The following is a 24,382-nucleotide window of genomic DNA, read 5'->3' as shown; positions in this document are numbered from 1 at the left end:
AAACAATCCGTCAGAACAGGACCCCGCCATGTTCGATATCAGCGACTTTCCCCAAGCCGATGCCGTCAGCAAAGCGGCGCAACTGAGCCAGGCCGACTATCAGCGCCTGTACCGCCAGTCCATCGATGACCCGGATGCCTTCTGGACCGAACAAGCCAAGGCCCTGGACTGGATCGAGCCCTGGAGCCAGATCCAGCAGAGCGACATGAAGACCGGCCAGGCCGCCTGGTTCAAAGGTGCGCAACTCAATGTCAGCTACAACTGCATCGACCGTCACCTGGCCACCCGGGGCGATCAGCCGGCGATCATTCGTGAGGGCGACAACCCCACCGATTCCAGTGTCATCACCTACCGCGAACTGCACCAGCAGGTCTGCCGCCTGGCCAATGTACTCAAGCAGCGCGGGGTAAAAAAAGGCGACCGGGTGTGCATCTATATGCCCATGGTTCCGGAAGCGGCCTACGCCATGCTCGCCTGCAGCCGCATCGGCGCCATTCACTCGGTGGTGTTCGGCGGCTTCTCGCCGGATGCGTTGCGCGACCGGATTCTCGACGCCGATTGCCGCACACTGATCACCGCCGACGAGGGTGTTCGCGGCGGCAAGAGCGTGCCGCTGAAGAACAACGTCGACAAGGCCCTGCTCAGTTGCCCGGGTGTCGGTACGGTGGTGGTGATCAAGCGCACCGGTGGCAAGATCGACTGGCGTGAAGGCCGCGATATCTGGTACCACGAAGCGATCAAATCCGTAGGCGACCAATGCCCACCCGAGCCGATGGATGCCGAAGACCCGCTGTTCATCCTCTACACCTCCGGCAGCACTGGCAAACCCAAGGGCGTGCTGCACACCACTGCGGGTTACCTGCTGCAAGCGGCGCTGACCTTCAAGACCGTGTTCGATTACCGCGAGGGCGAGGTGTTCTGGTGCACTGCCGATGTTGGCTGGGTGACCGGTCACAGCTATATCGTCTACGGGCCGCTGGCCAACGGCGCGATCACCCTGATGTTCGAAGGCGTGCCCAACTACCCGGATACCTCGCGCTTCTGGCAGGTGGTCGACAAGCACCAGGTAAACATCTTCTACACCGCGCCCACCGCCCTGCGTGCGCTGATGCGTGAAGGCCCGGGCCCGCTGGCGAGCACCTCACGCAAGAGCCTGCGCCTGCTCGGCAGCGTTGGCGAGCCGATCAACCCGGAAGCCTGGGAATGGTATTTCGAGGCCGTGGGCGAAAAACGCTGCCCCATCGTCGATACCTGGTGGCAGACCGAAACTGGCGGCATCATGATCAGCCCACTGGTCGGCACCCGGCGGGTCAAACCCGGCTGCGCCACCCAACCGATGTTCGGCGTGCAGCCGGTGTTACTGGACGACAAGGGCAAGCTGATTGAAGGCCCCGGCAGCGGCATGCTGGCGATCAAGGCCAGCTGGCCCGGACAGATCCGCAGCGTGTACGGCGACCCGCAACGAATGATCGATACCTACTTCAAGCCACTGCCGGGTTACTACTTCACCGGCGACGGCGCGCGCCGCGACGAGGACGGTGACCTGTGGATAACCGGACGGATCGATGACGTAATCAACGTCTCCGGCCACCGCATCGGCACCGCCGAAGTCGAAAGCGCCCTGGTGCTGCACGACAGCATCGCCGAAGCGGCCGTTGTCGGGTACCCTCACGATCTCAAGGGGCAAGGTATCTATGCCTTTGTCACGCCCATGAACGGGGTGACCCCGGACGACAGGCTCAAGCAGGAATTACTGGCCCTGGTCAGCAAGGAGATCGGCAGTTTTGCCAAACCCGAGCTGATCCAGTGGGCGCCGGCGCTGCCCAAGACCCGCTCAGGCAAGATCATGCGGCGCATTCTGCGCAAGATCGCCTGCAACGAGCTCGACAGCCTCGGCGATACCTCGACCCTGGCCGATCCGAGCGTGGTCCAGGGCTTGATCGACAAACGCCTGAACACTTAAGCGGCAGCGCTGTTTGGCTGCCTTGCAGACAAGGTAACCATGGAAGCGATTCGCCGCCGTATCGAAACCCAGGTGATGAGCCTGACCGGCTTGTCCCTGGGGCAACTTGACCTGGAAAACCCCAAGGGTGACCCTGGGCTGTTCGGCCCGGGCAGCATCAGCTGGCGCGTGCATGGCGACTTCCCCAGCATGCTGATCGGCGGCATCAGTGCCCTGCTCCTGCAACTGCTGCACCCGCTGGCGCTGGCCGGCGTGTGGGATCACTCCAACTTTCGCCAGGACCTGCTCGGCCGCCTGCGCCGCACCAGCCAGTTCATCTCCGGCACCACCTTCGGCTCGACTCAAGATGCCAACTGGCTGATCGAAAAAGTGCGCACCATTCACTTGCAGGTGGTCGGTAGCGCCGCCGATGGCCGGCCTTATGCTGCCAGCGATCCAGACTTGCTGACCTGGGTGCATGTGGCCGAGGTCAGCAGCTTCCTGGCAGCACACATGCGCTACCGCAACCCGCACCTGCCGATCGCCGATCAGGATGCCTACTACGCCGAGATCGCCCTGATCGCCGAACGCCTGGGCGCCCGCAACGTACCGCGTTCGCGCCAGCAGATTGCCGACTACCTGCAGGCCATGCGCCCCCAACTTATCTGCGACACCCGCAGCCATGAGGTGGTACAGGTGCTGCTCGACGCGCCGGCGCCCAGCCGCCTGGCCCAACCGGTAGGCGCCTTGATGCTGCGAGCCGGAATTGACTTGCTGCCCGAATGGGCCAGCACCATGCTCGAGCTGAGCCAGAACCCGCTGCAGCGCCGGCTGATCCGCCTGGGCATCAACAGCACCGCACCGGTCCTGCGCTGGGCCATGCGCGATGGCTCGGCCCATCGTGCACGGCGACGCATGGGTATCGCCTGAGCAGTGCGCCAATAGCCCTCGCCCGGCCATCTATGCCACCATGCGGGTCTAGCCAGGCCCTGGGACCTGAACCGTTCTGACGCCAAATCCAATAAGAATGAGGAGCCGCGCCATGCAAGATGTCGTAATCGTTGCCGCCACCCGGACCGCCGTGGGTAGCTACCAAGGGGCATTGGCCAACATTCCCGCCGTCGACCTTGGCGCCGCGGTGATCCGCCAGCTGCTGACCCAGACCGGCATCGATGCCGAACTGGTCGACGAAGTCATTCTCGGCCAGGTGCTCACCGCCGGCGCAGGGCAGAACCCGGCGCGCCAGGCCGCGATCAAGGCCGGCCTGCCCCATGCCGTCCCTGCCATGACCCTGAACAAGGTCTGCGGTTCGGGCCTCAAGGCCCTGCACCTGGCGACCCAGGCGATTCGCTGCGGCGACGCCGAGGTGATCATCGCCGGCGGCCAGGAAAACATGAGCCTGGCCAACTACGTCATGCCCGGTGCCCGCACCGGCCTGCGCATGGGTCACAGCACCCTGATCGACAGCATGATCAGCGATGGTTTGTGGGATGCGTTCAACGACTATCACATGGGCATCACCGCCGAGAACCTGGTGGAAAAGTACGGCATCAGCCGTGAAGAACAGGACGCCTTCGCCGCCGCTTCGCAGCAAAAGGCGGTGGCTGCCATCGAAGCCCGGCGTTTCGTCGACGAAATCACCCCGATCCTGATCCCGCAGCGTAAAGGCGAGCCGGTTGCCTTCGCTACCGACGAACAACCACGCGCCGGCACTACTGCCGAGTCGCTGGGCAAGCTCAAGCCGGCGTTCAAGAAGGACGGCACGGTAACAGCCGGCAACGCCTCGTCGCTCAACGACGGTGCGGCAGCAGTACTATTGATGAGCGCGGCCAAGGCGCAGCAGCTGGGCCTGCCGATCCTGGCGCGCATCAAGGCTTACGCCAACGCCGGGGTCGATCCGGCGATCATGGGTATCGGCCCGGTCAGCGCCACCCGCCGCTGCCTGGAAAAAGCCGGTTGGCAGCTGAGCGAGCTTGATCTGATCGAAGCCAACGAAGCGTTCGCCGCCCAGGCCCTGTCGGTGGGCAAGGAGCTGGGCTGGGACGCCAGCAAGGTCAACGTCAACGGCGGTGCCATCGCTCTGGGCCATCCGATCGGCGCCTCGGGTTGCCGGGTGCTGGTGACCTTGCTGCATGAAATGATCAAGCGTGATGTCAGCAAGGGCTTGGCTACCCTGTGCATCGGCGGCGGTCAGGGCGTGGCCCTGGCGATCGAACGCTGATCACCGCGGGAGGGGCTGCAACGGCCCCTCCCCTGGCTTGAACTGATAAACTGCACGTCCGCAAACCAAGGCCACGTGCATGTCCCTCTTGAATCAGGCGCTGCGCGCCGCCCTCGACGCCCGCCAGGGCCTTCTCGCCGAACTGCATGCCCAGGGCACCGACTGCTATCGCCTGTTCCATGGCAGCCAGGAGGGCGCCAGCGGCCTGACCATCGACCGCTACGGCCCGCAGCTGCTGGTGCAGAGTTTCCACCAGACCCTCGAGACCAGCGCCTTGCTGGAGCTGCACGCGGCAGTGCAAACGCACCTGGGCCAGGAACTGCTGCTGGTCTACAACGACCGCTCCCAGGGCAACAGCCGCATCGACCGCCGCGATCCGGTGTATCAGGCCAGCGAAGCCGCGCTGGCCGATCATGTCGGTCACGAATGGGGTCTGAACTACCGGGTGCGTGGCCGCCATGCCGGGCAGGACCCGCTGCTGTTCCTCGACCTGCGCAACGCCCGTGGCTGGGTCAAGCAACACAGTGCCGGCAAAAGCGTGCTGAACCTGTTCGCCTATACATGCGGCGTCGGCCTCAGCGCCGCAGCGGGTGGTGCCCGCGAGGTGTGCAACCTGGACTTTGCCGAAGGCAACCTGGCCGTGGGCAAGGAGAACGGCGCGCTCAACCCGCAACTGCTGCCGATGGGTTTTATCCAGTCCGATTACTTCCCGGCGATCCGTCAATTTGCCGGCCTGCCGGTCAGCCAGCGCCGCGGCCACAAGCTGCCGCCGTATCCGCGCCTGGAGCAGCGCCAGTTCGACCTGGTGTTCCTCGACCCGCCAGCCTGGGCCAAGAGCGCCTTCGGCACCGTCGACCTGCTGCGCGACTACCAGAGCCTGCTCAAGCCGGCCCTGTTGAGCACCGCCGACGATGGCGTGCTGATCTGCTGTAACAACCTGGCAAAGGTCAATCTCGACGACTGGCGCGAGCAGGTGCTGCGCTGCGCCGACAAGGCCGGGCGCCCGGTACGCGACTGGCAGGTGCTCAAACCCGACGGCGACTTTCCGTCGCAGGATGGGCAGCCTCCACTGAAGACCTTGATTCTTCAGCTCTGAAACAAATATCCGTTAATTTTCGGGGTAGCTTCGGAACCGTTTTTACGTGCCATACTCCAACCACCTCCGTTCGAGACAGACGACGCCACACATGCCCAAAGGATTGAAACGCGCCCTCGGCGCCATGCTGGCCGCAGTGGCCTTGTACAGCCTGCTAGGCTTTCTGATTCTCCCAGGGGTTGCCCTGCGTATCGCCAATCAGCAACTGGCCAATTACGCCACGGTGCCGGCGCACCTGCAGCGGATCGAACTCAACCCGTTCAGCCTCGAACTGACCCTCTGGGGCCTGCAGATCGGCGAGCCGGGCAAGGAGCAGGTCGGCTTCGAACGCCTGTACGCCAACCTGCAGCTCGACAGCCTGTGGAGCGGTGCCCTACACCTGGACGGGGTCGAACTGGACAAGGCGCGGACCGAGCTGCTGTTCGCCAAGGACGGCAGCCTCAACCTCACTCAGTTGTTCAAGCTGCCACCGAGCGAGCCCAAGCCTGAAGAGCCCGCCAGCGATCCGTTCCCGCTGCGCATCGGCAGCATCAAGCTCAGCGAAGGCTACCTGCACTTCCAGGACCTGCGCCCGAGCGAGCCGATCGAGTTCCTCTACGACTCGATGAACCTGGAGCTGAAGAACCTCAGCACCCTGCCCGACGACAGCGCCGACATGACCCTGGTCGCAGTAGGCCCCGGTGGCGGCCGCATCGACTGGAGCGGTACGTTCAGCGTGGTCCCCCTCGCCTCCGAAGGCACCTTGAAAGTCACCGACGGCAAGATGAAGGCCTTCTGGCCCTATGTTCGCGATGCAGTGCCGCTGGTACTGGAAGACGGCGTGGTCAGCCTCGATACCCGCTACAAGCTGAACCTGTCCAAGGAAACCGAGCTGCTGCTGGACAACACCTCGGTGAGCATCGCGCCCTTTGCCATCAAGGCCCCGGATGGCCGTCCGCTGGCCCGCCTGGCGCGGCTGGATGTCAGTGAAACCTCGATCGACCTGGCCAAGCAACTGGTAACCGTCGGCAAGATCCGCAGCGACAAGCTCGAAACCTGGGCAGCAGTGGAGTCCGACGGCCAGCTCGACTGGCAGAAATTGTTCGCCAGCCAGCCGGCCAAGGCCACGCCAAAAGAGAAAGCCGAACCTGCCGCCGCCGAGCCGGATACCAAGGAGAAAGCCGCCGCCGAAGCGCCGAGCAAGCCATGGCAGGTGCTGCTCAAGGACGTGCAACTGCGCAATTACCAGGTGCACCTGGCCGATCGCTCGCAGAAAGAGCCAGTGGCCCTGGATGTCGGCCCGCTGAACCTCGACCTGCAGAATTTCGACAGCCTCAACCAGTCGCCCTTCACCCTCAAGCTCGATACCGGCGTGGGTAAACAAGGCAAGCTGCAGGCCGCCGGTGAAGTAAACCTGGCGCCCGTTACCGCCAAGCTCAAGGTCAATACCCAGGACATCGACCTGCGCGTCGCCCAGGCCTATATCAGCCCGTACATCCGCCTGGAACTACGCAGCGGCATGCTCGGCAGCGACCTCAACGTCGACCTCAAGAGCATCGAGCCGCTGGCCTTCAGCATCGATGGCAAGGCCCAGGTCAACCAGTTGCACACCCTGGACACCATCAAGGACCGTGACTTCGTCAAATGGCAGCAGCTGAACCTCGACGCCTTGTCGTACCGCCACGGTGACGCCCTGACCATTGGCAAGGTGACCCTCAAGCAACCCTATGCGCGCTTCATGATCAACGAGGACCGCACCACCAACGTCGATGACCTGCTGATCCCGCAACCGGCCACCGCGCAATCCAGGGCGCCCAGCAAAGCCAAGGCCCCGGCCGAGAAGCCACTGGGTATCCGCATCGGTGCAATCGACATCAACGACGGTTCGGCCAACTTTGCCGACTTCAGCCTGACGCCGAACTTCGCTACTGCCATCCAGCAGCTCAACGGCCAGATCGGCACCATCGACAATCGTCAGCCGAAACCTGCCAAGGTCGACATCAAGGGCAAGGTCGATCGCTATGCACCCGTGACCATCAAAGGCTCGCTGAACCCCTTCGACCCGATGGCCGCGCTGGACATCGCGACCAGCTTCAAACGCGTCGAGCTGACCACCCTGACCCCTTATTCAGGCAAGTTTGCAGGTTTCCGCATCCGCAAGGGCCGGCTCAACATCGACCTGCACTACGTGATCACCCAGGGCAAGCTCAAGGCCGAGAACAAAGTGGTGGTCGAGCAGCTGCAATTGGGGGAGAAGGTCGACAGCCCGGATGCGGTGGACCTGCCGATTCGCCTGGCAGTCGCCCTGCTCAAGGATACCGACGGCAAGATTTCCATTGAGCTGCCAGTGACCGGCGACCTCAACGACCCGCAGTTCAGCGTCATGCCGATCGTCTGGCAGACCCTGCGCAACCTGGTGCTGCGTGCGGCCCAGGCGCCCTTCAAGTTCATTGGCGGGCTGGTCAGCGGCGGCGACTCCCAGGACCTGGGTAACGTGGCCTTCGCCGCCGGCTCCAGTGACCTGGGCACGGATGCGCAAAGCGCTCTGGACAAGCTGGCAACGGCGCTCAAGGAACGCCCGGCCCTGCGCCTGGAGATCGAAGGCACCAGCGCCCAGAGCAGCGATGGGCCGCTGATTGCCCAGCAGCGCCTGGAGCGTGAGTACCAGAGCACCTACTACAAGATCCTCCAGCGCCGCGGTGACAAGGTGCCAGCACAGGCCTCCGACCTGAAGGTCCCGGATGGCGACAAGCCGGCCATGCTCGAAGGCATCTACCGTACCCGGATGAAGAAACAGCCACCGACGGAATGGGAACAGCTGGACCGCGAGCAGCGCACTACCCAGTTGCGCGATGCAGTGCTCAAGTCCTGGGGCGAAAGCGCCCTGCTGCTGCGCCAGTTGGGTCAGGCCAGGGCCAGCAGTATCAAGGACTACCTGGTGGACAAGGGCCAGTTGGCTGATGACCGGGTGTATTTCGTCGATGCCAGCCTGGGCCAGGCTGAGGCGGATGGGCGGGTGATCTCGCCACTGCATCTGGACGCGGAGTGAAGTAGGCCCCCTATCGCGGGGCAAGCCCGTTCCCACAAACCGCCCCCAAAAAGAAGCCCCGGCAACCAGTGCCGGGGCTTTGAGTGACCAAGTCCTTTTGGTCGTTCGCATGAACCTGAAAGGTCAGCGAGTCGGAACAAACTATTAATTGGTTTTCAGGCCATCAGCCGAGACGGCTTGAACGCCTTTGATCTTCTTGGCGATAGCGACCGCCATGTCTTTCTGCGAATCCGTCACGGCAACATCGGAAGACAGGGAGACCACGCCTTTGTTGGTTTCGACCTTGATGTCGGTGCCTGGGATGCCTTTCTCGGTCATCAGGTCAGCTTTGACCTTGGTGGTGATCCAGGTGTCGGAGGTCGCTTCTTTTGCTTTGGTAACTTCACCAGCAGCAACGGTCAGCGGAGCCTGGGAAGGCTGTTGGGCAAATGCCGCGTTAGCCATGGTCAGGGTCAGGGCGGTGGCAGTAGCGGCAGCAATAGCGAACTTCTTCATACGAGACACTCCTGTTTTTCGAAAAGTCTGCGCCGTCAGTCCTGGCAGCAGGGGTATGAATACTGTTGCAGGGCCTGTGCCAGCTTTTGCTATTAATTTTTCCCTTATAAATCAGACACTTGTACAAACAGGCAAACACCTGAATCGTGCATTTTGCAAGCAGTGGCAAAATCCTGCATGCAAGATGCAAGTCCGCAAGACATTGTGCGCGGGCACAAAAAAAGGACCCCGAGGGGTCCTTCTTCTTAAGCTGCGTGCTTAGACGCCGGATGCCTTGGCAGCGGCAACGTCCTTGATCGACAGCTTGATACGGCCGCGGTTGTCCACGTCCAGTACCAGTACTTCAACTTCCTGACCTTCTTTGAGGATGTCGGTCACTTTCTCGACGCGAGCATCGCTCAGCATGGAGATGTGAACCAGACCGTCCTTGCCAGGCAGGATGTTGACGAAGGCACCGAAGTCGACAATGCGCTCGACCTTACCGACGTAGATCTTGCCGATCTCGGCCTCGGCAGTGATGCTCAGAACGCGCTGACGAGCAGCTTCAGCGGCGTCTTTGGTCTCACCGAAGATCTTGATCGAACCGTCGTCTTCGATGTCGATCGAAGCCTTGGTTTCTTCGCAGATGGCACGGATGGTCGCGCCGCCTTTACCGATGACGTCACGGATCTTGTCGGTGTCGATCTTCATGGCGATCATGGTCGGAGCGTTTTCCGACAGTTCGCTACGGGACTGACCAATGATCTGGTTCATCTGGCCGAGGATGTTCAGGCGCGCTTCCAGGGCTTGGCCCAGGGCGATTTCCATGATCTCTTCGGTGATACCGTTGATCTTGATGTCCATCTGCAGCGCGGTAACACCCTTGGCGGTACCGGCTACCTTGAAGTCCATGTCGCCCAGGTGGTCTTCGTCACCGAGGATGTCGGTCAGAATGGCGAATTTCTCACCTTCTTTAACCAGACCCATGGCGATACCGGCAACCGGCGCCTTCATCGGTACACCGGCGTCCATCAGTGCCAGGGAAGCACCACAGACCGAAGCCATGGAGCTGGAACCGTTGGATTCGGTGATTTCCGATACGACGCGGATGGTGTACGGGAACACGTCAGCGGCAGGCAGCATGGCCTGAACCGAACGGCGGGCCAGACGGCCGTGACCGATTTCGCGACGGCCAGCACCGCCCATGCGGCCACACTCGCCCACCGAGAACGGCGGGAAGTTGTAGTGCAGCATGAAGGGGTCTTTCTTCTCGCCTTCGAGGGTGTCCAGCAGCTGGGCATCACGGGCAGTACCCAGGGTTGCAACGACCAGGGCCTGGGTTTCGCCACGGGTGAACAGCGCCGAACCGTGGGTCTTCGGCAGCACGCCGACTTCGATGTTCAGCGGACGTACGGTCTTGGTGTCGCGGCCGTCGATACGTGGCTTGCCGTTGACGATGTTTTCGCGAACGGTGCGGTATTCGATTTCGCCGAAGATTTCTTTGACTTCGGAAGCCGAAGGTTGACCTTCTTCACCGGAGAACTTGGCGATCACTTGCTCGCGCAGTTCGCCCAGGCGAGCGTAACGGTCAGCCTTGACGGTGATGGTGTAGGCGTCGGAAACCGCAGCACCGAACTCGCCACGGATGGCGCTCAGCAGTGGGGTGTTCTCGGCCTTGGCAGTCCAGTCCCAAGTCGGCTTGGCAGCTTCGGCGGCCAGCTCTTTGACAGCCTGGATCACGGCCTGGAATTCGTCGTGAGCGAACAGTACGGCGCCCAGCATCTGGTCTTCGGTCAGCTCTTTGGCTTCCGATTCAACCATCAGTACGGCGTCGGAGGTACCGGCAACGACCATGTCCAGGCTCGAGGCAGCCAGTTGCTCGTAGGTCGGGTTCAGCAGGTAGCCGGTGCTTTCGTGGAAAGCTACGCGGGCGGCGCCGATCGGGCCTTCGAACGGAATGCCGGAGATGGCCAGGGCAGCCGAGGTACCGATCATCGCAGCGATGTCCGGATCGGTCTTCTTGCTGGTGGAAACGACGGTGCAGACAACCTGCACTTCGTTCATGAAGCCTTCAGGGAACAGCGGACGGATCGGACGGTCGATCAGTCGCGAGGTCAGGGTTTCTTTCTCGGAAGGACGGCCTTCACGCTTGAAGAAACCACCAGGGATCTTGCCGGCGGCGTAGGTCTTTTCCTGATAGTGAACGGACAGGGGGAAGAAGCCTTTGCCTGGATCGGCCTGTTTGGCACCGACCACGGTCACCAGTACGGTGACATCGTTGTCGACGGTGACCAATACGGCGCCGGACGCTTGACGAGCAATACGGCCCGTCTCGAGGGTAACGGTCGATTGACCGAATTGGAATTTCTTGATTACCGGGTTCACGGTTTCCTACCTTTTTCAGTGGCTCTGGGGGAACTGGTTCTTGCGAATTCTTGGGCAGAACAGGGAATCGGCCCTGTTGGCAGTCCAGATAAAACTAGAGGTTGGAAGCCTGCCCTGCCCTTGCGGTAAACCGCTCAGGCGAGACAGACAGCCAACCTCATAGATACGCAAGGCGTGCTCACCAGCACGGGGGCCAAAGGCTCCGCCTGGTGACTGCAGCACGCCGTGCACACCACTGGCCAGGCCGCTATTAGCGACGCAGACCCAGACGACCGATCAGGGCGCTGTAACGAGTGGTGTCCTTGCCTTTCAGGTAGTCCAGCAGCTTGCGACGCTGGTTAACCATGCGGATCAGACCACGACGGGAGTGGTGGTCTTTGCCGTTGGCCTTGAAGTGGCCTTGCAGCTTGTTGATGTTGGCGGTCAGCAGTGCAACTTGCACTTCTGGGCTACCGGTGTCACCGGCGGCTTGCTGGTATTCGCCAACGATCTTTGCTTTTTCTTCAACGCTGAGTGCCATCTGGCTTCTCCAAATCAAGGGAAACCGAACAAACGGTTTCCAATAGGCCAGGGACTGCTCCCTGTATTCATAAAGTGAGGCGTGACCGTGCCTATTAACAGCCATCCTCTTTACCACCAGTACCAGGCCTGAACCTGACACTGAAGGTTTCGATCATTCTGACCGAATCAAGCGACGCGGCGCGATGCGCCCGTCTTCGCTCACTTCACCGATACCGATGAAGCGACCATTGTGATCCTGTACCCGGACCATGCCGAACTTCGGCGCGTCGGGGGCTCTGACCGGCTGACCATTCAGCCAGTAGAACGCACTGTGCTCGGAGAACTGCAACAGTGGCCAGTCCTGCAGACCGCTGTCCGATGGCATCAGGAAGCGATCGACCGCTTCGTTGCCACCTTCGGCGTGGACCGCTTCGAGTTCTTCGAGGGTCACGGTCTGGGCCAGCTCGAAAGGACCGGCGTGTGTGCGACGCAGTTGGGCGACATAGGCCCCGCAACCGAGCACCTCGCCGATGTCCTCGACCAGGGTGCGGATGTAGGTGCCTTTGCTGCAGCCGACCGACAGCCGGACACGGGTGCCTTCGCACTCGAGCAATTCCAAGCGGTTAATAGTAACAGAACGCGCCTCGCGCTCCACTACTTCACCTGCACGGGCCAGCTTGTACAGCGGCTGGCCGTCACGCTTGAGGGCCGAGTACATCGGCGGTATCTGACTGATTTGACCACGAAATTGTGGCAAAACCGCTTCGATATCGGCGCGACCAACGGTCACGTCACGGGTTTTCAGCACTTCACCTTCGGCGTCGCCGGTGGTGGTGGTCTGACCCAGTTGCATGACCGTCTCGTAGCCCTTGTCGGAATCGAGCAGGTACTGCGAGAACTTGGTCGCCTCACCGAAGCACAGTGGCAGCACGCCACTGGCCAGTGGATCGAGGCTACCGGTGTGCCCGGCCTTTTCGGCGTTGAGCAGCCAGCGGACCTTCTGCAAGGCAGCGTTGGAAGTGAACCCCAACGGCTTGTCGAGCAGGATGATGCCGCTGACGTTACGACGGATACGCTTGACCTGAGCCACCGCTTACTCCTTGGTGTCCAGGGGCGTGTCGGAAGCCTGGTGCAGCTTGTCTTCGGCGACGGCGCGTTCGATCAGGGCCGACAGGTGGGCACCGCGACTGATGCTCTCGTCATAGTGGAAATGCAGTTGCGGCACGCTGCGCAGTTGCATTTCCTTGCCCAGGTGCACGCGCAGGAAACTGGCCGCGCCGTTGAGCACCTTGAGGGTCTGCTTGATGTCTTCCGCGCCTTCCTGGCCCATGGAGGTGATGAACACCTTGGCATGGCCGACATCGCGGCTGACATCCACAGCGGTAATGGTGACCACGCCGACACGCGGGTCTTTGACTTCACGACGGATCAACTGAGCCAGCTCGCGCTGAATCTGATCGCCAATGCGTTGGGTACGGCTATATTCTTTTGCCATTTTTGCTACCTGTAACTAAAGCGGCAAACGCCCGGCCAGGCTAGAGCCGGACCGGGCGTTGCGTTCAGAGCCGCCAAGCGACGCCCTGGGGCGGACAATTGGCGGTTCCCATGCTCGCGGCTTAGAGCGTACGAGCCACTTGGACTTTCTCGAAGACTTCGATCTTGTCGCCGACCTTGACGTCGTTGTAGCTCTTGACGCCGATACCGCATTCCATGCCGGCACGTACTTCGGACGCATCGTCCTTGAAGCGACGCAGCGATTCCAGCTCGCCTTCGAAGATCACCACGTCCTCGCGCAGTACGCGGATCGGACGGTTGCGGTAGACCACACCCTCGACGACCATGCAGCCGGCGATGGCGCCGAACTTCGGCGAACGGAACACGTCACGCACTTCGGCGATACCCAGGATGTTCTCGCGAACATCGCTGCCGAGCATACCGGTCAGGGCTTTCTTGACGTCTTCAATGATGTCGTAGATCACGTTGTAGTAACGCATATCCAGACCTTCCTGCTCGACGATCTTGCGCGCGCCGGCATCGGCACGCACGTTGAAGCCGAACAGTACTGCATTGGAAGCCAGGGCCAGGTTGGCATCGCTCTCGGTGATACCACCGACGCCGCCGCCAATCACGCGAACCTGTACTTCGTCGTTGCCCAGGCCGCTCAGGGAGCCCTGCAGGGCCTCGAGAGAACCACGAACATCGGACTTGAGCACGATGTTGAGGGTCTTCTTCTCTTCCTGGCCCATGTTCTCGAAGATGTTCTCGAGTTTGCCAGCGTGAGCGCGAGCCAGTTTGACCTCGCGGAACTTGCCTTGACGGAACAGGGCAACTTCACGGGCTTTCTTCTCGTCAGCCACTACCGACAGCTCGTCACCGGCGTCCGGAGTGCCATCCAGGCCGAGAATCTCGACCGGGATCGACGGGCCGGCTTCCTTAACAGGCTTGCCGTTTTCGTCGAGCATGGCCCGTACACGGCCATAGTTCGAACCGCACAGAACCATGTCGCCCTGACGCAGGGTACCGTCCTGAACCAGCACGGTAGCCACCGGGCCACGGCCCTTGTCCAGGCGCGACTCGACCACTACACCACGACCCGGGGCCGATGGAGTGGCCTTGAGCTCGAGGATCTCGGCTTGCAGCAGAACGGCTTCGAGCAGTTCGTCGACACCGGTACCCATCTTCGCCGACACCTTGACGAACGGCGTGTCGCCACCCCAGTCCTCGGAAGTGACGCCTTCGACGGACAGCTCGTTACGGATACGATCGAGGTCAGCACCTGGCTTGTCGATCTTGTTCACCGCCACGACCAGCGGAACACCGGCAGCCTTGGCGTGCTGGACCGCTTCGCGGGTTTGCGGCATCACGCCGTCGTCCGCTGCAACCACCAGGATCACGATGTCGGTCGCCTTGGCACCACGGGCACGCATGGCGGTAAACGCGGCGTGACCCGGGGTGTCGAGGAAGGTGACCATGCCGCGGTCGGTTTCCACGTGGTACGCACCGATGTGCTGGGTAATACCACCGGCTTCGCCAGCAGCAACCTTGGCACGACGGATGTAGTCGAGCAGCGAGGTCTTACCGTGGTCAACGTGGCCCATTACGGTCACGACTGGTGCACGGGAGAAGGTCTCGCCTTCGAACTTCAACGACTCAGCCAGGGAATCTTCCAGGGCGGTGTCGCTGACCAGGGTGACCTTGTGACCCAGCTCTTCGGCGATCAGCTGAGCTGTCTCCTGGTCGAGCACCTGGTTGATGGTCACCGGAGTGCCCAGTTTGAACATGAACTTGACCACTTCAGCGCCCTTGACGGACATCTGGTTGGCCAGGTCGGAAACCGTGATGGTCTCGCCGATCTGCACGTCGCGGACAACCGGACCGGTCGGGTTCTGGAAGCCATGGGCGTTGCGCTTCTTCGGCTTGCCCTTGCCACGGCCACCACGACGGAAGCCATCGCTTTCTTCGTCGGTGGTACGCGGAGCGGCACGCGGGGTAGGCGCCTTTTCCTTTTCCTTGACCTTGACCGAAACGCGCGGCGCTTCGTTGCGGCGCTCGCCGCCACGACGCTCGTCGTCACGCGACTTGTCGCTGCGACGCACGTCGTCTTTCTTGCGGTCGGCAACCGGTGCCGGAGCGGCGTCCGCGGCGGCCTGGATCACTGGCGCTGCAGCCGGAGCCGGAGCGGCAGCAGCCGGCGCGGCGGACGCAGCGGCTGGCTGACGACGGGCTTCTTCCTCGGCACGCTGACGTGCTTCGCCATCGGCTTTTTCACGGGCAGCGTTTTCCGCTGCACGGCGCTCTTCCAGCTCGCGCTTCTGCTCGGCCTGGATTTCTTCCGGGCTGCGCTGAACGAATACTTTCTTCTTGCGTACTTCTACGCTGATGCTCTTGCTACCGGCGACACGCAGGGTGCTGGTGGTTTTGCGCTGCAAGGTGATCTTGCGCGGCTCTTCCACTTTTGCCTTGTGGCTGCTCTTCAAATGAGCCAGCAATGCCTGCTTCTCATTGTCGGTCACTACCTGACCGGCGTCGGTGTGCGGCAGACCTGCCTCACGCATCTGCTGCAGCAGGCGCTCTACCGGTGCAGCGACCTCTTGGGCCAATTCTTTCACCGTGACTTGCGTCATGCACTTCTCTCCTCAGGCCGCGCCTAATTACTCGAACCAGTGGGCTCGGGCGGCCATGATCAACTTGCCGGCACGCTCTTGGTCGATGCCGTCGATGTCGAGCAGGTCATCAATCGACTGCTCGGCCAGGTCTTCGCGGGTAACTACGCCGCGCACCGCCAGTTCCATCGCCAAATCCTTGTCCATACCCTCAAGCGAGAGCAGGTCTTCGGCCGGATGGGCGTCTGCCAGCTTTTCCTCAGTAGCGATGGCTTTGGTCAACAGGCGATCCTTGGCGCGAGCACGAAGCTCGTTGACGATGTCTTCGTCAAAGCCGTCGATGTTGAGCATTTCTTCCAGCGGTACGTAGGCAATCTCTTCCAGGCTGGTGAAGCCTTCATCGACCAGCACCTGTGCCAGTTCTTCGTCGACTTCCAGCTCGTCGATGAAGTTGCGCAGGATGTCACCGGTTTCAGCTTGCTGCTTGGCCTGGATGTCCGATTCGGTCATCACGTTCAGGGTCCAGCCGGTCAACTGACTGGCCAGGCGCACGTTCTGGCCACCACGGCCAATCGCCTGGGCCAGGTTGTCGGCACCCACGGCGATGTCCATGGCGTGGGCGTCTTCATCGACGATGATCGCCGCGACTTCAGCCGGCGACATGGCGTTGATGACGAACTGTGCAGGGTTGTCGTCCCAGAGGACGATATCCACGCGCTCGCCACCCAGTTCGCCGGACACTGCCTGGACACGCGAACCGCGCATGCCGATACAGGCACCTTGCGGGTCAATGCGTTTGTCTTTGGAGCGTACGGCGATCTTGGCGCGCGAACCCGGATCACGGGACGCGGCCATGACTTCGATCAGGCCCTCGGCGATTTCCGGCACTTCGATGCGGAACAGCTCGATCAGCATCTGTGGCGCGGTACGCGACAGGATCAACTGCGGGCCGCGGTTCTCGGTGCGGATTTCCTTGAGCAGTGCACGCAGGCGCACACCGACACGGAAAGTCTCGCGGGAGATGATGTCTTCACGGGCCAGCAACGCTTCGGCGTTGTTGCCCAGGTCAACGATGACGTTGTCACGGGTGACCTTCTTGACGGTACCGGAGATGATCTCGCCCAGACGCTCGCGGTAGGCATCTACCACTTGAGCGCGCTCGGCTTCACGGACCTTCTGGACGATGACTTGCTTGGCGGTCTGGGCGGCAATACGGCCGAACTCGATCGACTCGATCTTCTCTTCGATCACGTCACCGACTTTAGCTTCAGGATGGGTGTCCTGAATCTTCGCTGGCCACACTTCGATCGCCGGATCGTCCAGATCCTTTTCTTCGACGACAGTCCAGCGACGGAAGGTTTCGTAGCTACCGGTGTGGCGGTTGATTTCCACACGCAGGTCGACTTCGTCGTCAAAACGTTTTTTGGTTGCAGTGGCCAGAGCCACTTCCAGCGCTTCAAAAATTACGCCGGCCGGTACGCCCTTTTCGTTCGATACCGACTCAACAACCAGCAGTACTTCTTTGCTCATCGTACGCCTCGCCTTTCGCAAGCCATTGGATCCGCGCGGTCCGCGGGATCCGGCACGTCTCAGTCAAAACTGGGAATAATGTTGGCCTTGTCGATCGAATCGATCGGCAACAGGAATTCGTTGTTGTCTACCTGGACCACAACATCCTGCTCCTCCACGCCACGGAGAAGGCCCTGAAAGTTACGACGACCTTCAAAGGGCGTACGCAGCTTGATCTTCACTTGTTCGCCGGCATGCGAAGCAAACTGTTCCAAGGTGAACAGCGGGCGATCCATGCCAGGAGAGGACACTTCAAGGGTATATTCGGAAGTGATCGGGTCTTCGACATCGAGGATCGCGCTGGCCTGGTGACTGACTTTTGCGCAGTCATCAACAAGCACGCCATCTTCTTTATCGATATAAATCCGCAGGACCGAATGTTTGCCTTGAGAGATGAATTCGATCCCCCAGCATTGATAGCCAAGAGCCTCGACCACCGGGGCCAACAAGGCCTGCAACTGTTCTAGCTTGCTCGACACCTGAACCCCCTCGTGCATGCTATGCAAATAAAAAATGGGCAAAGCGCCCATCCCTGATACGCCGTTGAATACCGGCGTTATGACTGTTCAGCCAAGAAAAAGCCCCTGCAAAAGGGGCTCCGCTGAAACTGGTTGCGGGGGCTGGATTTGAACCAACGACCTTCGGGTTATGAGCCCGACGAGCTACCAGACTGCTCCACCCCGCGACAAAGCTGGGGCGAAAGTATACGACCGAACCCCGACAGGGTCAATCTAACCTCCACCTACAAGAAAGCCCGCTGTAGCGGGCTGTCTTGTTTCAATTGGTACCGAGAAGGGGACTCGAACCCCTACACCCTATGGGCACAACCACCTCAAGGTTGCGTGTCTACCAATTCCACCACCTCGGCAATACTACTTTGAAACCCGTTACTTCTGCTCTTGAGCGGGAGGAACATCACCAGTGTTAGTGGCTTCGCTCTTCTGCTCCTGGAGCACCGGTACATCATCTGTTGCCGGCTTTTGCTGCTTCACTTCCAAGACCGCTGGATCTGGCAACCCTACTTGAGTCAGCTCTTGAGCTTTCTCCTTAGCAAAGTATCCTAACCCAAGAGCAGTTAAGAAGAAAGAGGCAGCTAGTATAGCAGTAAACTTACTCAGAAAGGTAGCAGAACCTTGGCTTCCGAACACAGTATTTGAAGCACCTGCGCCGAAAGATGCACCCGCTTCCGCACCTTTACCCTGTTGCAGCAACACCAGCACTACCAAACCCAGCGCGCCCAACAGATGCAAAACAACGATCACTGTTTCCAGCATTTTTCAGTTTCCTGCGGCGCGACAAATTGCACCGAATTCGTCTGCGTTCAGGGAAGCCCCACCAATCAGGCCCCCATCGATATCCGGCATGCCGAACAGTTCAGCCGCATTGGCCGCCTTCACGCTGCCGCCGTATAGAAGCCGCACACTCGCTGCGACTTCCGGGTTCTTTGCCGCCAGCTGCTCGCGAATGGCCTTATGCACATCCTGAGCCTGCTGTGGCGAGGCTGTCAGCCCTGTACCGATGGCCCATACAGGCTCATAGGCAATCACCGCACTGGCGAAGACTTCGACACCGAACGCTTCGATGACGCTGTCCAGCTGACGCCCGACAATCTCAAGCGTTTTACCCGCTTCGCGCTCTTCGAGGGTTTCCCCTACACAGAGCACCGGCTTCAAACCACAAGCCTGTGCCGCAGCGAACTTGCGATTGAGAACTTCGTCGTTCTCGCCAATGATCTGGCGGCGCTCGGAGTGCCCAATCAGTACCAGCTCGCAACCTGCCTCGGCCAGTTGACTCGGTGCAATTTCACCGGTCAGTGCGCCTTGCTCAGGCTGTACCGCAGAATTCTGAGCGCCGACGGCGATCGCCTTGCCTTGTACGCCATCAATTACCTGATTGATGTACAGGGCGGGGGGAAACACCGCGACCTCGACACCGCTCGGCAGGGCGAGATTACTCAAGCCCTTGATCAGCTCAGCGACGCTGGCGCGGGTACCGTGCATCTTCCAGTTACCAGCTACCATAGGGCGACGCATGCTGTACCTCGTCGGTCAAAGAGGGCGCAGATGTTACCCAACCCAATCACCTCTGGCAAGCGTATTTCAAACGCAAACTTCACTTACCAGTTTTGCCAGGGCTTCGGCGTGGCCGCGGACCTGATTTTCATCCTCGCCTTCGACCATTACCCGCACCAGAGGCTCTGTCCCGGACTTGCGCAGCAGCACACGGCCACGACCGGCCAGTGCCTCGGTAACCTTGGCACTGGCCTCCTGGACAGCCGGATGCTCCAGGGGGTCGACCTTGCTCGCACCGAAGCGCACATTGATCAGCACCTGCGGGCATTTGCGCAGGGCCTGACGGGCCTGGGCCAGGGTCTCTTCGCGGCGCTTGAGGGCCATCAGCACCTGCAGCGCGGCGATGATCGCATCACCAGTGGTGGTGTGGTTGCAGCACACCACGTGCCCGGAGTTCTCGCCACCGATCACCCAGTCGCGCCCCAGCAGCTCGGCCATCACGTAGCGGTCACCGACCTTGGCGCGCACGAACGGGATGTCGAGGTCCTTCAGGGCCAGTTCCAGCCCCAGGTTGCTCATCAGGGTACCCACCACCCCACCCTGCAGCTTGCCACGCTCGTGCAGGTCACGGGCGATGATGAACAGCAGTTCGTCGCCATCGACGATGGCACCGGTGTGATCGACCATCAGTACACGGTCGCCGTCGCCATCGAAGGCGATACCCAGGTCGGCATGACCAACCAGGACCGCCGCCTGCAGCGACTCGATGTGGGTCGAACCACAGTTTTCGTTGATGTTCAGACCATCGGGCTGTGCAGACAGCACGGTGACATCGGCACCCAGCTCGCGGAACACGCTTGGCGCGACCTTGTAGGTAGCACCGTGAGCGCAGTCGACCACCAGCTTGAGACCGGCAAAATCGGTGCTGCTCGGCACGCTGCTCTTGCAGAACTCGATGTAACGGCCAGCCGCGTCGTTGATACGCGACACCTTGCCCAGCTTGCTCGATTCGACCACGGTCATCGGCTGGTCGAGCAGTTCCTCGATCATCAGTTCGACTTCGTCCGGCAGCTTGGTGCCCTGGCCGGAGAAGAACTTGATGCCGTTGTCGTCATGCGGGTTGTGCGACGCACTGATGACAATGCCCGCTTCGGCGTGGAAGGTACGGGTCAGGTAGGCGATGGCCGGGGTCGGCATCGGCCCGAGCAGCATCACATCAGCGCCAGCCGCCGACAATCCGGCTTCCAGCGCCGACTCGAACATGTAGCCCGAAATTCGCGTGTCCTTACCGACCAGCACCCGGCAAGCGCCTTGCTTGCGAAAGGCCATACCCGCAGCCCAACCGAGCTTGAGCATGAAATCAGGGGTAATCGGAAACTCGCCGACACGGCCACGAATGCCATCGGTGCCAAAATATTTTCTGCTCATAGATGCTCCATCACTCTTATTCGGCGGCTTGCACCGCAGCAATCATCCGCACTACATCGGCGGTTTCGGCGACATCGTGAACGCGCAATATGCTCGCTCCCTTGGTCATCGCCAGCGCAGCCAGGGCCAGGCCGCCATAGAGCCGTTCTCCGACCGGGCGGCCCAGGGCCAGACCGATCATGCTCTTGCGAGAAACACCCACCAGCAAAGGACGCCCCAACCGATAGAGCGCCTCCATGTGCTTGAACAGGCTGAGGTTGTGTTCCAGGGTCTTGGCGAAGCCGAAACCCGGATCGAGGATGATCCGCCCGGCCTCGATGCCCACGGCCGCGCAGGCAGCCATTCGCTCTTCAAGATAGCTCGCCACCTCGGCGGTGACATCCTCGTAATGAGGATTATCCTGCATATCGCCCGGCTCGCCACGCATATGCATCAGGCACACCGGCAAACCGGTGGCTGCTGCGGCATCCAGGGCGCCATTACGACTGAGCGAGCGCACATCGTTGATCAGCCCGGCACCGAGCCTGGCCGACTCACGGATCACCGCTGGCGTCGAAGTATCGACCGAGATGATCACATCGAGCTCGCGATTGATCGCCTCGACGATCGGCGCAACGCGCTCCAGCTCTTCAAGCGCCGACACCGCGCGAGCGCCAGGGCGGGTGGACTCGCCACCGACATCGACCAGGGTCGCACCGGCAGCCACCATCGCCTCGGCGTGACGCAAGGCTGCGTCACGCTGGGTGAAGCGGCCGCCATCGGAGAAGGAATCGGGGGTGATATTGAGGATACCCATGACATGGGTACGGGACAAATCAAGAACCCGGTTGCCGCAAGGCAACCGGGTCGGGTACTGCTGTGAGGTCATATGTGCCCTTAGACTTGCGCCGCTGGACCGCCGATCGGCGACTCTGGGCGATCGCTCTGCGGAGCAGAGGTGCCTGGAGTGCCTGACCCACCTTCCCAATCACGCGGCTCGCGTGGCTCGCGACCAGCCATGATGTCGTCGATCTGATCGGCATCGATGGTCTCGTACTTCATCAGCGCATCGGCCATGGCGTCGAGCTTGTCGCGGTTCTCAGTGAGGATCTGCTTGGCCGTGGCATAGCACTGGTCAATGATGCTGCGCACTTCGGAGTCGATCAGCTTGGCGGTTTCACCGGAGACGCTGGCGTGCTGGGAACCGGCACTGCGGCCCAGAAACACTTCGCCTTCTTCTTCGGCATACATCAGCGGACCGAGTTTTTCCGACAGGCCCCATTTAGTGACCATGTTACGGGCAATCTGGCTGGCACGCATGATGTCGTTGGAAGCACCGGTGGTGACGCCATCGAAGCCCAGGGTCATCTCTTCGGCGATACGGCCACCGTACAGCGAGCAGATCTGGCTGATCAGCGCGCGCTTGGACAGGCTGTAGCGGTCTTCCTCAGGCAGGAACATGGTGACACCCAGTGCCCGGCCCCGCGGAATGATCGATACCTTGTAGACCGGGTCATGCTCGGGCACGACGCGACCGACAATGGCGTGACCAGCCTCGTGATAAGCGGTGTTCTGCTTCTCTTTCTCGGACATGACCATGCTCTTGCGCTCGGCGCCCATCATGATCTTGTCTTTGGCCAGCTCGAACTCTTTCATCTCGACGACGCGCTTGCCACCACGGGCAGCGAACAACGACGCCTCGTTGACCAGGTTGGCCAGGTCCGCACCGGAGAAGCCTGGAGTACCACGGGCAATGACCGCTGGATTGACGTTCTCGCCAATCGGCACCTTGCGCATATGCACTTTGAGGATCTGCTCACGGCCACGGATATCCGGCAGGCCAACCACCACCTGGCGGTCGAAACGGCCCGGACGCAGCAGCGCCGGGTCGAGTACGTCCGGACGGTTGGTCGCGGCGATGACGATGATGCCGTCGTTCATTTCGAAGCCGTCCATCTCCACCAGCAACTGGTTGAGGGTCTGCTCGCGTTCGTCGTGACCGCCGCCCATGCCGGCACCACGATGGCGGCCGACGGCGTCGATTTCGTCGATGAAGATGATGCACGGAGCATGCTTCTTGGCCTGCTCGAACATGTCGCGCACACGGCTGGCACCAACACCCACGAACATCTCGACAAAGTCGGAGCCGGAGATGGTGAAGAACGGCACCTTGGCTTCGCCGGCAATAGCCTTGGCTATCAGGGTCTTACCAGTACCTGGCGGGCCAACCATGAGCACGCCGCGAGGAATACGACCGCCCAGGCGCTGGAACTTGCCCGGGTCGCGCAGAAATTCGACCAGCTCGCCGACTTCTTCCTTGGCTTCGTCGCAACCAGCGACGTCGGCCAGGGTGGTTTTCACCTGGTCTTCGGAAAGCAGGCGCGCCTTGCTCTTGCCGAAGCTCATCGGCCCGCCCTTGCCACCGGCGCCGCCCTGCATCTGACGCATGAAGAACATGAATACGGCAATAATGACCAGGATCGGGAAGCTGGCGACCAGCAGCTGGGTCCAGATGCTCTGCTGCTCTGGCTGCTTGCCTTCGACCACGACGTGGTTGTCGACCAGGTCGCCGATCAGGCCGTTGTCCTGAATCGCCGGACGGATGGTCTTGAAGCTGTCGCCATCGGTACGTTTACCGGTAATGACGTAGCCGTCGACCGCAACGCGCTCGACCTTGCCATCCTTGACCTGCTGAATGAAGTCGGAATAGTTGAGGGTCTGCGGCTCATTCGGGCTGGAGAAGTTGTTCATCACCGTCACCAGGACAGCCGCGATGATCAACCACAGGATCAAGTTCTTTGCCATATCGTTCAATTAGCTACCCTCTGAAGCCGGCTGACGGCGCAGCCGTGCCTCGCATGATATTCACCGGCTTAACTTACTACATAACCTACACATCTGCAGGCGCCGTCTGTAACCCTTTGTGAAACCTAGACTACACGAAGTACATCCAGGTCAGGCAGGAGAGCCGATTGGAAAAAACTATCGGACACCCTGGAAGCCGCCGGCCTGACGCCCCTACTCGCCGCGGTAACCCCTCGCCAGCAAGTACTGTTCACGGGAGCGGTCCCGCGAAGAATCAGGTTTGAGCATCTGGACCTTGTCGAATTTCTGACGAGCGTCCTTGAGGTATACGTCAAACCCTTCGCCCTGGAAAATCTTGATCAGGAAATCACCACCCGGCTTGAGTACCCGGGTCGCCAGATCAAGGGCCAGCTCACAGAGAAACATGGCCTTGGGAATATCCACGGCAGGCGTACCACTCATATTGGGGGCCATATCGGAAATCACAAGGTCTACATGCGAATTACCCACCGCCTCAAGGATCTGTGCCAGCACTTCGTCCTGGGTAAAGTCGCCCTGGATGAAGGTAACGTCGGGAATACTGTCCATTTCCAGGATATCGGAAGCGATCAAGCGGCCCTGACCGCCGATCAGACGACTGGTCACCTGCGACCAGCCACCCGGCGCCGCGCCGAGATCGACGACACTCATACCCGGGCGGATAATCCGGTACTTTTCTTGAATTTCCAGCAATTTATAGCTCGCACGCGAGCGATAACCATCCTTTTGCGCTTTTTTAACGTAAGGATCGTTGAAGTGTTCTTTCAGCCAGCCAAGGCTTGTCTTGGAACGCGCCATTG

At 60.9% G+C, this 24,382-nt stretch carries 19 protein-coding genes and 2 tRNA genes; 5 read left to right on the top strand and 16 right to left on the bottom strand.

Annotation, left to right across the window (positions count from 1 at the left end):
* Window positions 1-28: 28 nt before the first annotated feature.
* From acs to JV241A_RS03180, 5 genes are all read left to right on the top strand, one after another.
* Window positions 29-1,963 carry an acetate--CoA ligase gene (acs, locus tag JV241A_RS03200; protein ID WP_134061343.1) on the top strand — a complete coding sequence of 645 codons (1,935 nt, stop codon included), beginning with the start codon at window positions 29-31 and terminating at the stop codon, window positions 1,961-1,963.
* Window positions 1,964-2,002: 39 nt separating this feature from the next.
* On the top strand, window positions 2,003-2,872 hold the full coding sequence (locus JV241A_RS03195; protein WP_115085242.1) for an oxygenase MpaB family protein: 870 nt from the start codon (window positions 2,003-2,005) through the stop codon (window positions 2,870-2,872).
* 112 nt (window positions 2,873-2,984) lie between these two features.
* Window positions 2,985-4,163 (top strand): acetyl-CoA C-acetyltransferase, encoded by a 1,179-nt coding sequence (locus JV241A_RS03190; protein ID WP_115085241.1) that lies wholly within the window; start codon window positions 2,985-2,987, stop codon window positions 4,161-4,163.
* Window positions 4,164-4,242: 79 nt separating this feature from the next.
* The gene (locus JV241A_RS03185; protein ID WP_115085240.1) at window positions 4,243-5,259 is read left to right on the top strand and encodes a class I SAM-dependent methyltransferase; all 1,017 of its coding nucleotides are present in this window, start codon (window positions 4,243-4,245) and stop codon (window positions 5,257-5,259) included.
* 91 nt (window positions 5,260-5,350) lie between these two features.
* On the top strand, window positions 5,351-8,287 hold the full coding sequence (locus tag JV241A_RS03180) for a DUF748 domain-containing protein (RefSeq protein ID WP_134061342.1): 2,937 nt from the start codon (window positions 5,351-5,353) through the stop codon (window positions 8,285-8,287).
* Between the two features lie 144 nt (window positions 8,288-8,431).
* On the opposite strand, the gene JV241A_RS03175 is transcribed toward JV241A_RS03180, so the two are convergent.
* The 16 genes from JV241A_RS03175 to rlmE all read right to left on the bottom strand — a co-directional run bounded on the left by JV241A_RS03175 (window position 8,432) and on the right by rlmE (window position 24,380).
* On the bottom strand, window positions 8,432-8,782 hold the full coding sequence (locus JV241A_RS03175; protein WP_115085238.1) for a BON domain-containing protein: 351 nt from the start codon (window positions 8,780-8,782) through the stop codon (window positions 8,432-8,434).
* Window positions 8,783-9,040: 258 nt separating this feature from the next.
* Window positions 9,041-11,146 carry a polyribonucleotide nucleotidyltransferase gene (gene pnp / locus JV241A_RS03170; protein WP_038998668.1) on the bottom strand — a complete coding sequence of 702 codons (2,106 nt, stop codon included), beginning with the start codon at window positions 11,144-11,146 and terminating at the stop codon, window positions 9,041-9,043.
* A 250-nt stretch (window positions 11,147-11,396) separates the two neighbouring features.
* A complete protein-coding gene (rpsO, locus tag JV241A_RS03165) occupies window positions 11,397-11,666 on the bottom strand; it encodes a 30S ribosomal protein S15 (protein ID WP_010222985.1) in 270 nt (89 codons plus the stop codon).
* A gap of 153 nt (window positions 11,667-11,819) precedes the next feature.
* A complete protein-coding gene (gene truB / locus JV241A_RS03160) occupies window positions 11,820-12,737 on the bottom strand; it encodes a tRNA pseudouridine(55) synthase TruB (protein ID WP_115085236.1) in 918 nt (305 codons plus the stop codon).
* 3 nt (window positions 12,738-12,740) lie between these two features.
* Window positions 12,741-13,142: a 30S ribosome-binding factor RbfA gene (gene rbfA, locus JV241A_RS03155; protein WP_010222983.1), complete on the bottom strand. Its 402-nt coding sequence runs from the start codon at window positions 13,140-13,142 to the stop codon at window positions 12,741-12,743.
* Between the two features lie 121 nt (window positions 13,143-13,263).
* Window positions 13,264-15,771, bottom strand: a complete 2,508-nt coding sequence (infB, locus tag JV241A_RS03150; RefSeq protein WP_115085235.1) for a translation initiation factor IF-2 — start codon at window positions 15,769-15,771, stop codon at window positions 13,264-13,266.
* A 27-nt stretch (window positions 15,772-15,798) separates the two neighbouring features.
* Window positions 15,799-17,280: a transcription termination factor NusA gene (gene nusA / locus JV241A_RS03145; protein ID WP_010222981.1), complete on the bottom strand. Its 1,482-nt coding sequence runs from the start codon at window positions 17,278-17,280 to the stop codon at window positions 15,799-15,801.
* Between the two features lie 59 nt (window positions 17,281-17,339).
* A complete protein-coding gene (gene rimP, locus JV241A_RS03140) occupies window positions 17,340-17,798 on the bottom strand; it encodes a ribosome maturation factor RimP (RefSeq protein WP_038999709.1) in 459 nt (152 codons plus the stop codon).
* A gap of 129 nt (window positions 17,799-17,927) precedes the next feature.
* Window positions 17,928-18,004: transfer RNA gene (locus JV241A_RS03135), tRNA-Met, on the bottom strand.
* Window positions 18,005-18,101: 97 nt separating this feature from the next.
* Window positions 18,102-18,187: transfer RNA gene (locus JV241A_RS03130), tRNA-Leu, on the bottom strand.
* 19 nt (window positions 18,188-18,206) lie between these two features.
* Window positions 18,207-18,593: a preprotein translocase subunit SecG gene (gene secG, locus JV241A_RS03125; protein ID WP_115085234.1), complete on the bottom strand. Its 387-nt coding sequence runs from the start codon at window positions 18,591-18,593 to the stop codon at window positions 18,207-18,209.
* A gap of 3 nt (window positions 18,594-18,596) precedes the next feature.
* Window positions 18,597-19,352: a triose-phosphate isomerase gene (gene tpiA / locus JV241A_RS03120; protein WP_010222978.1), complete on the bottom strand. Its 756-nt coding sequence runs from the start codon at window positions 19,350-19,352 to the stop codon at window positions 18,597-18,599.
* A 66-nt stretch (window positions 19,353-19,418) separates the two neighbouring features.
* Window positions 19,419-20,759, bottom strand: a complete 1,341-nt coding sequence (gene glmM, locus JV241A_RS03115; protein WP_115085233.1) for a phosphoglucosamine mutase — start codon at window positions 20,757-20,759, stop codon at window positions 19,419-19,421.
* Between the two features lie 16 nt (window positions 20,760-20,775).
* Window positions 20,776-21,627 carry a dihydropteroate synthase gene (folP, locus tag JV241A_RS03110; protein WP_134061341.1) on the bottom strand — a complete coding sequence of 284 codons (852 nt, stop codon included), beginning with the start codon at window positions 21,625-21,627 and terminating at the stop codon, window positions 20,776-20,778.
* An 8-nt stretch (window positions 21,628-21,635) separates the two neighbouring features.
* Window positions 21,636-23,543 carry an ATP-dependent zinc metalloprotease FtsH gene (gene ftsH, locus JV241A_RS03105; protein ID WP_115085231.1) on the bottom strand — a complete coding sequence of 636 codons (1,908 nt, stop codon included), beginning with the start codon at window positions 23,541-23,543 and terminating at the stop codon, window positions 21,636-21,638.
* A gap of 213 nt (window positions 23,544-23,756) precedes the next feature.
* On the bottom strand, window positions 23,757-24,380 hold the full coding sequence (rlmE, locus tag JV241A_RS03100; RefSeq protein WP_010222974.1) for a 23S rRNA (uridine(2552)-2'-O)-methyltransferase RlmE: 624 nt from the start codon (window positions 24,378-24,380) through the stop codon (window positions 23,757-23,759).
* Between the last annotated feature and the right edge of the window lie 2 nt (window positions 24,381-24,382).

It is taken from the genome of Pseudomonas sp. JV241A (genome assembly GCF_900275665.1).
GTDB classification, from domain to species: Bacteria; Pseudomonadota; Gammaproteobacteria; order Pseudomonadales; family Pseudomonadaceae; genus Aquipseudomonas; species Aquipseudomonas wadenswilerensis.
Note: the sequence above shows the minus strand (reverse complement) of the source record. Positions and strands in the feature narration are given on the sequence as shown.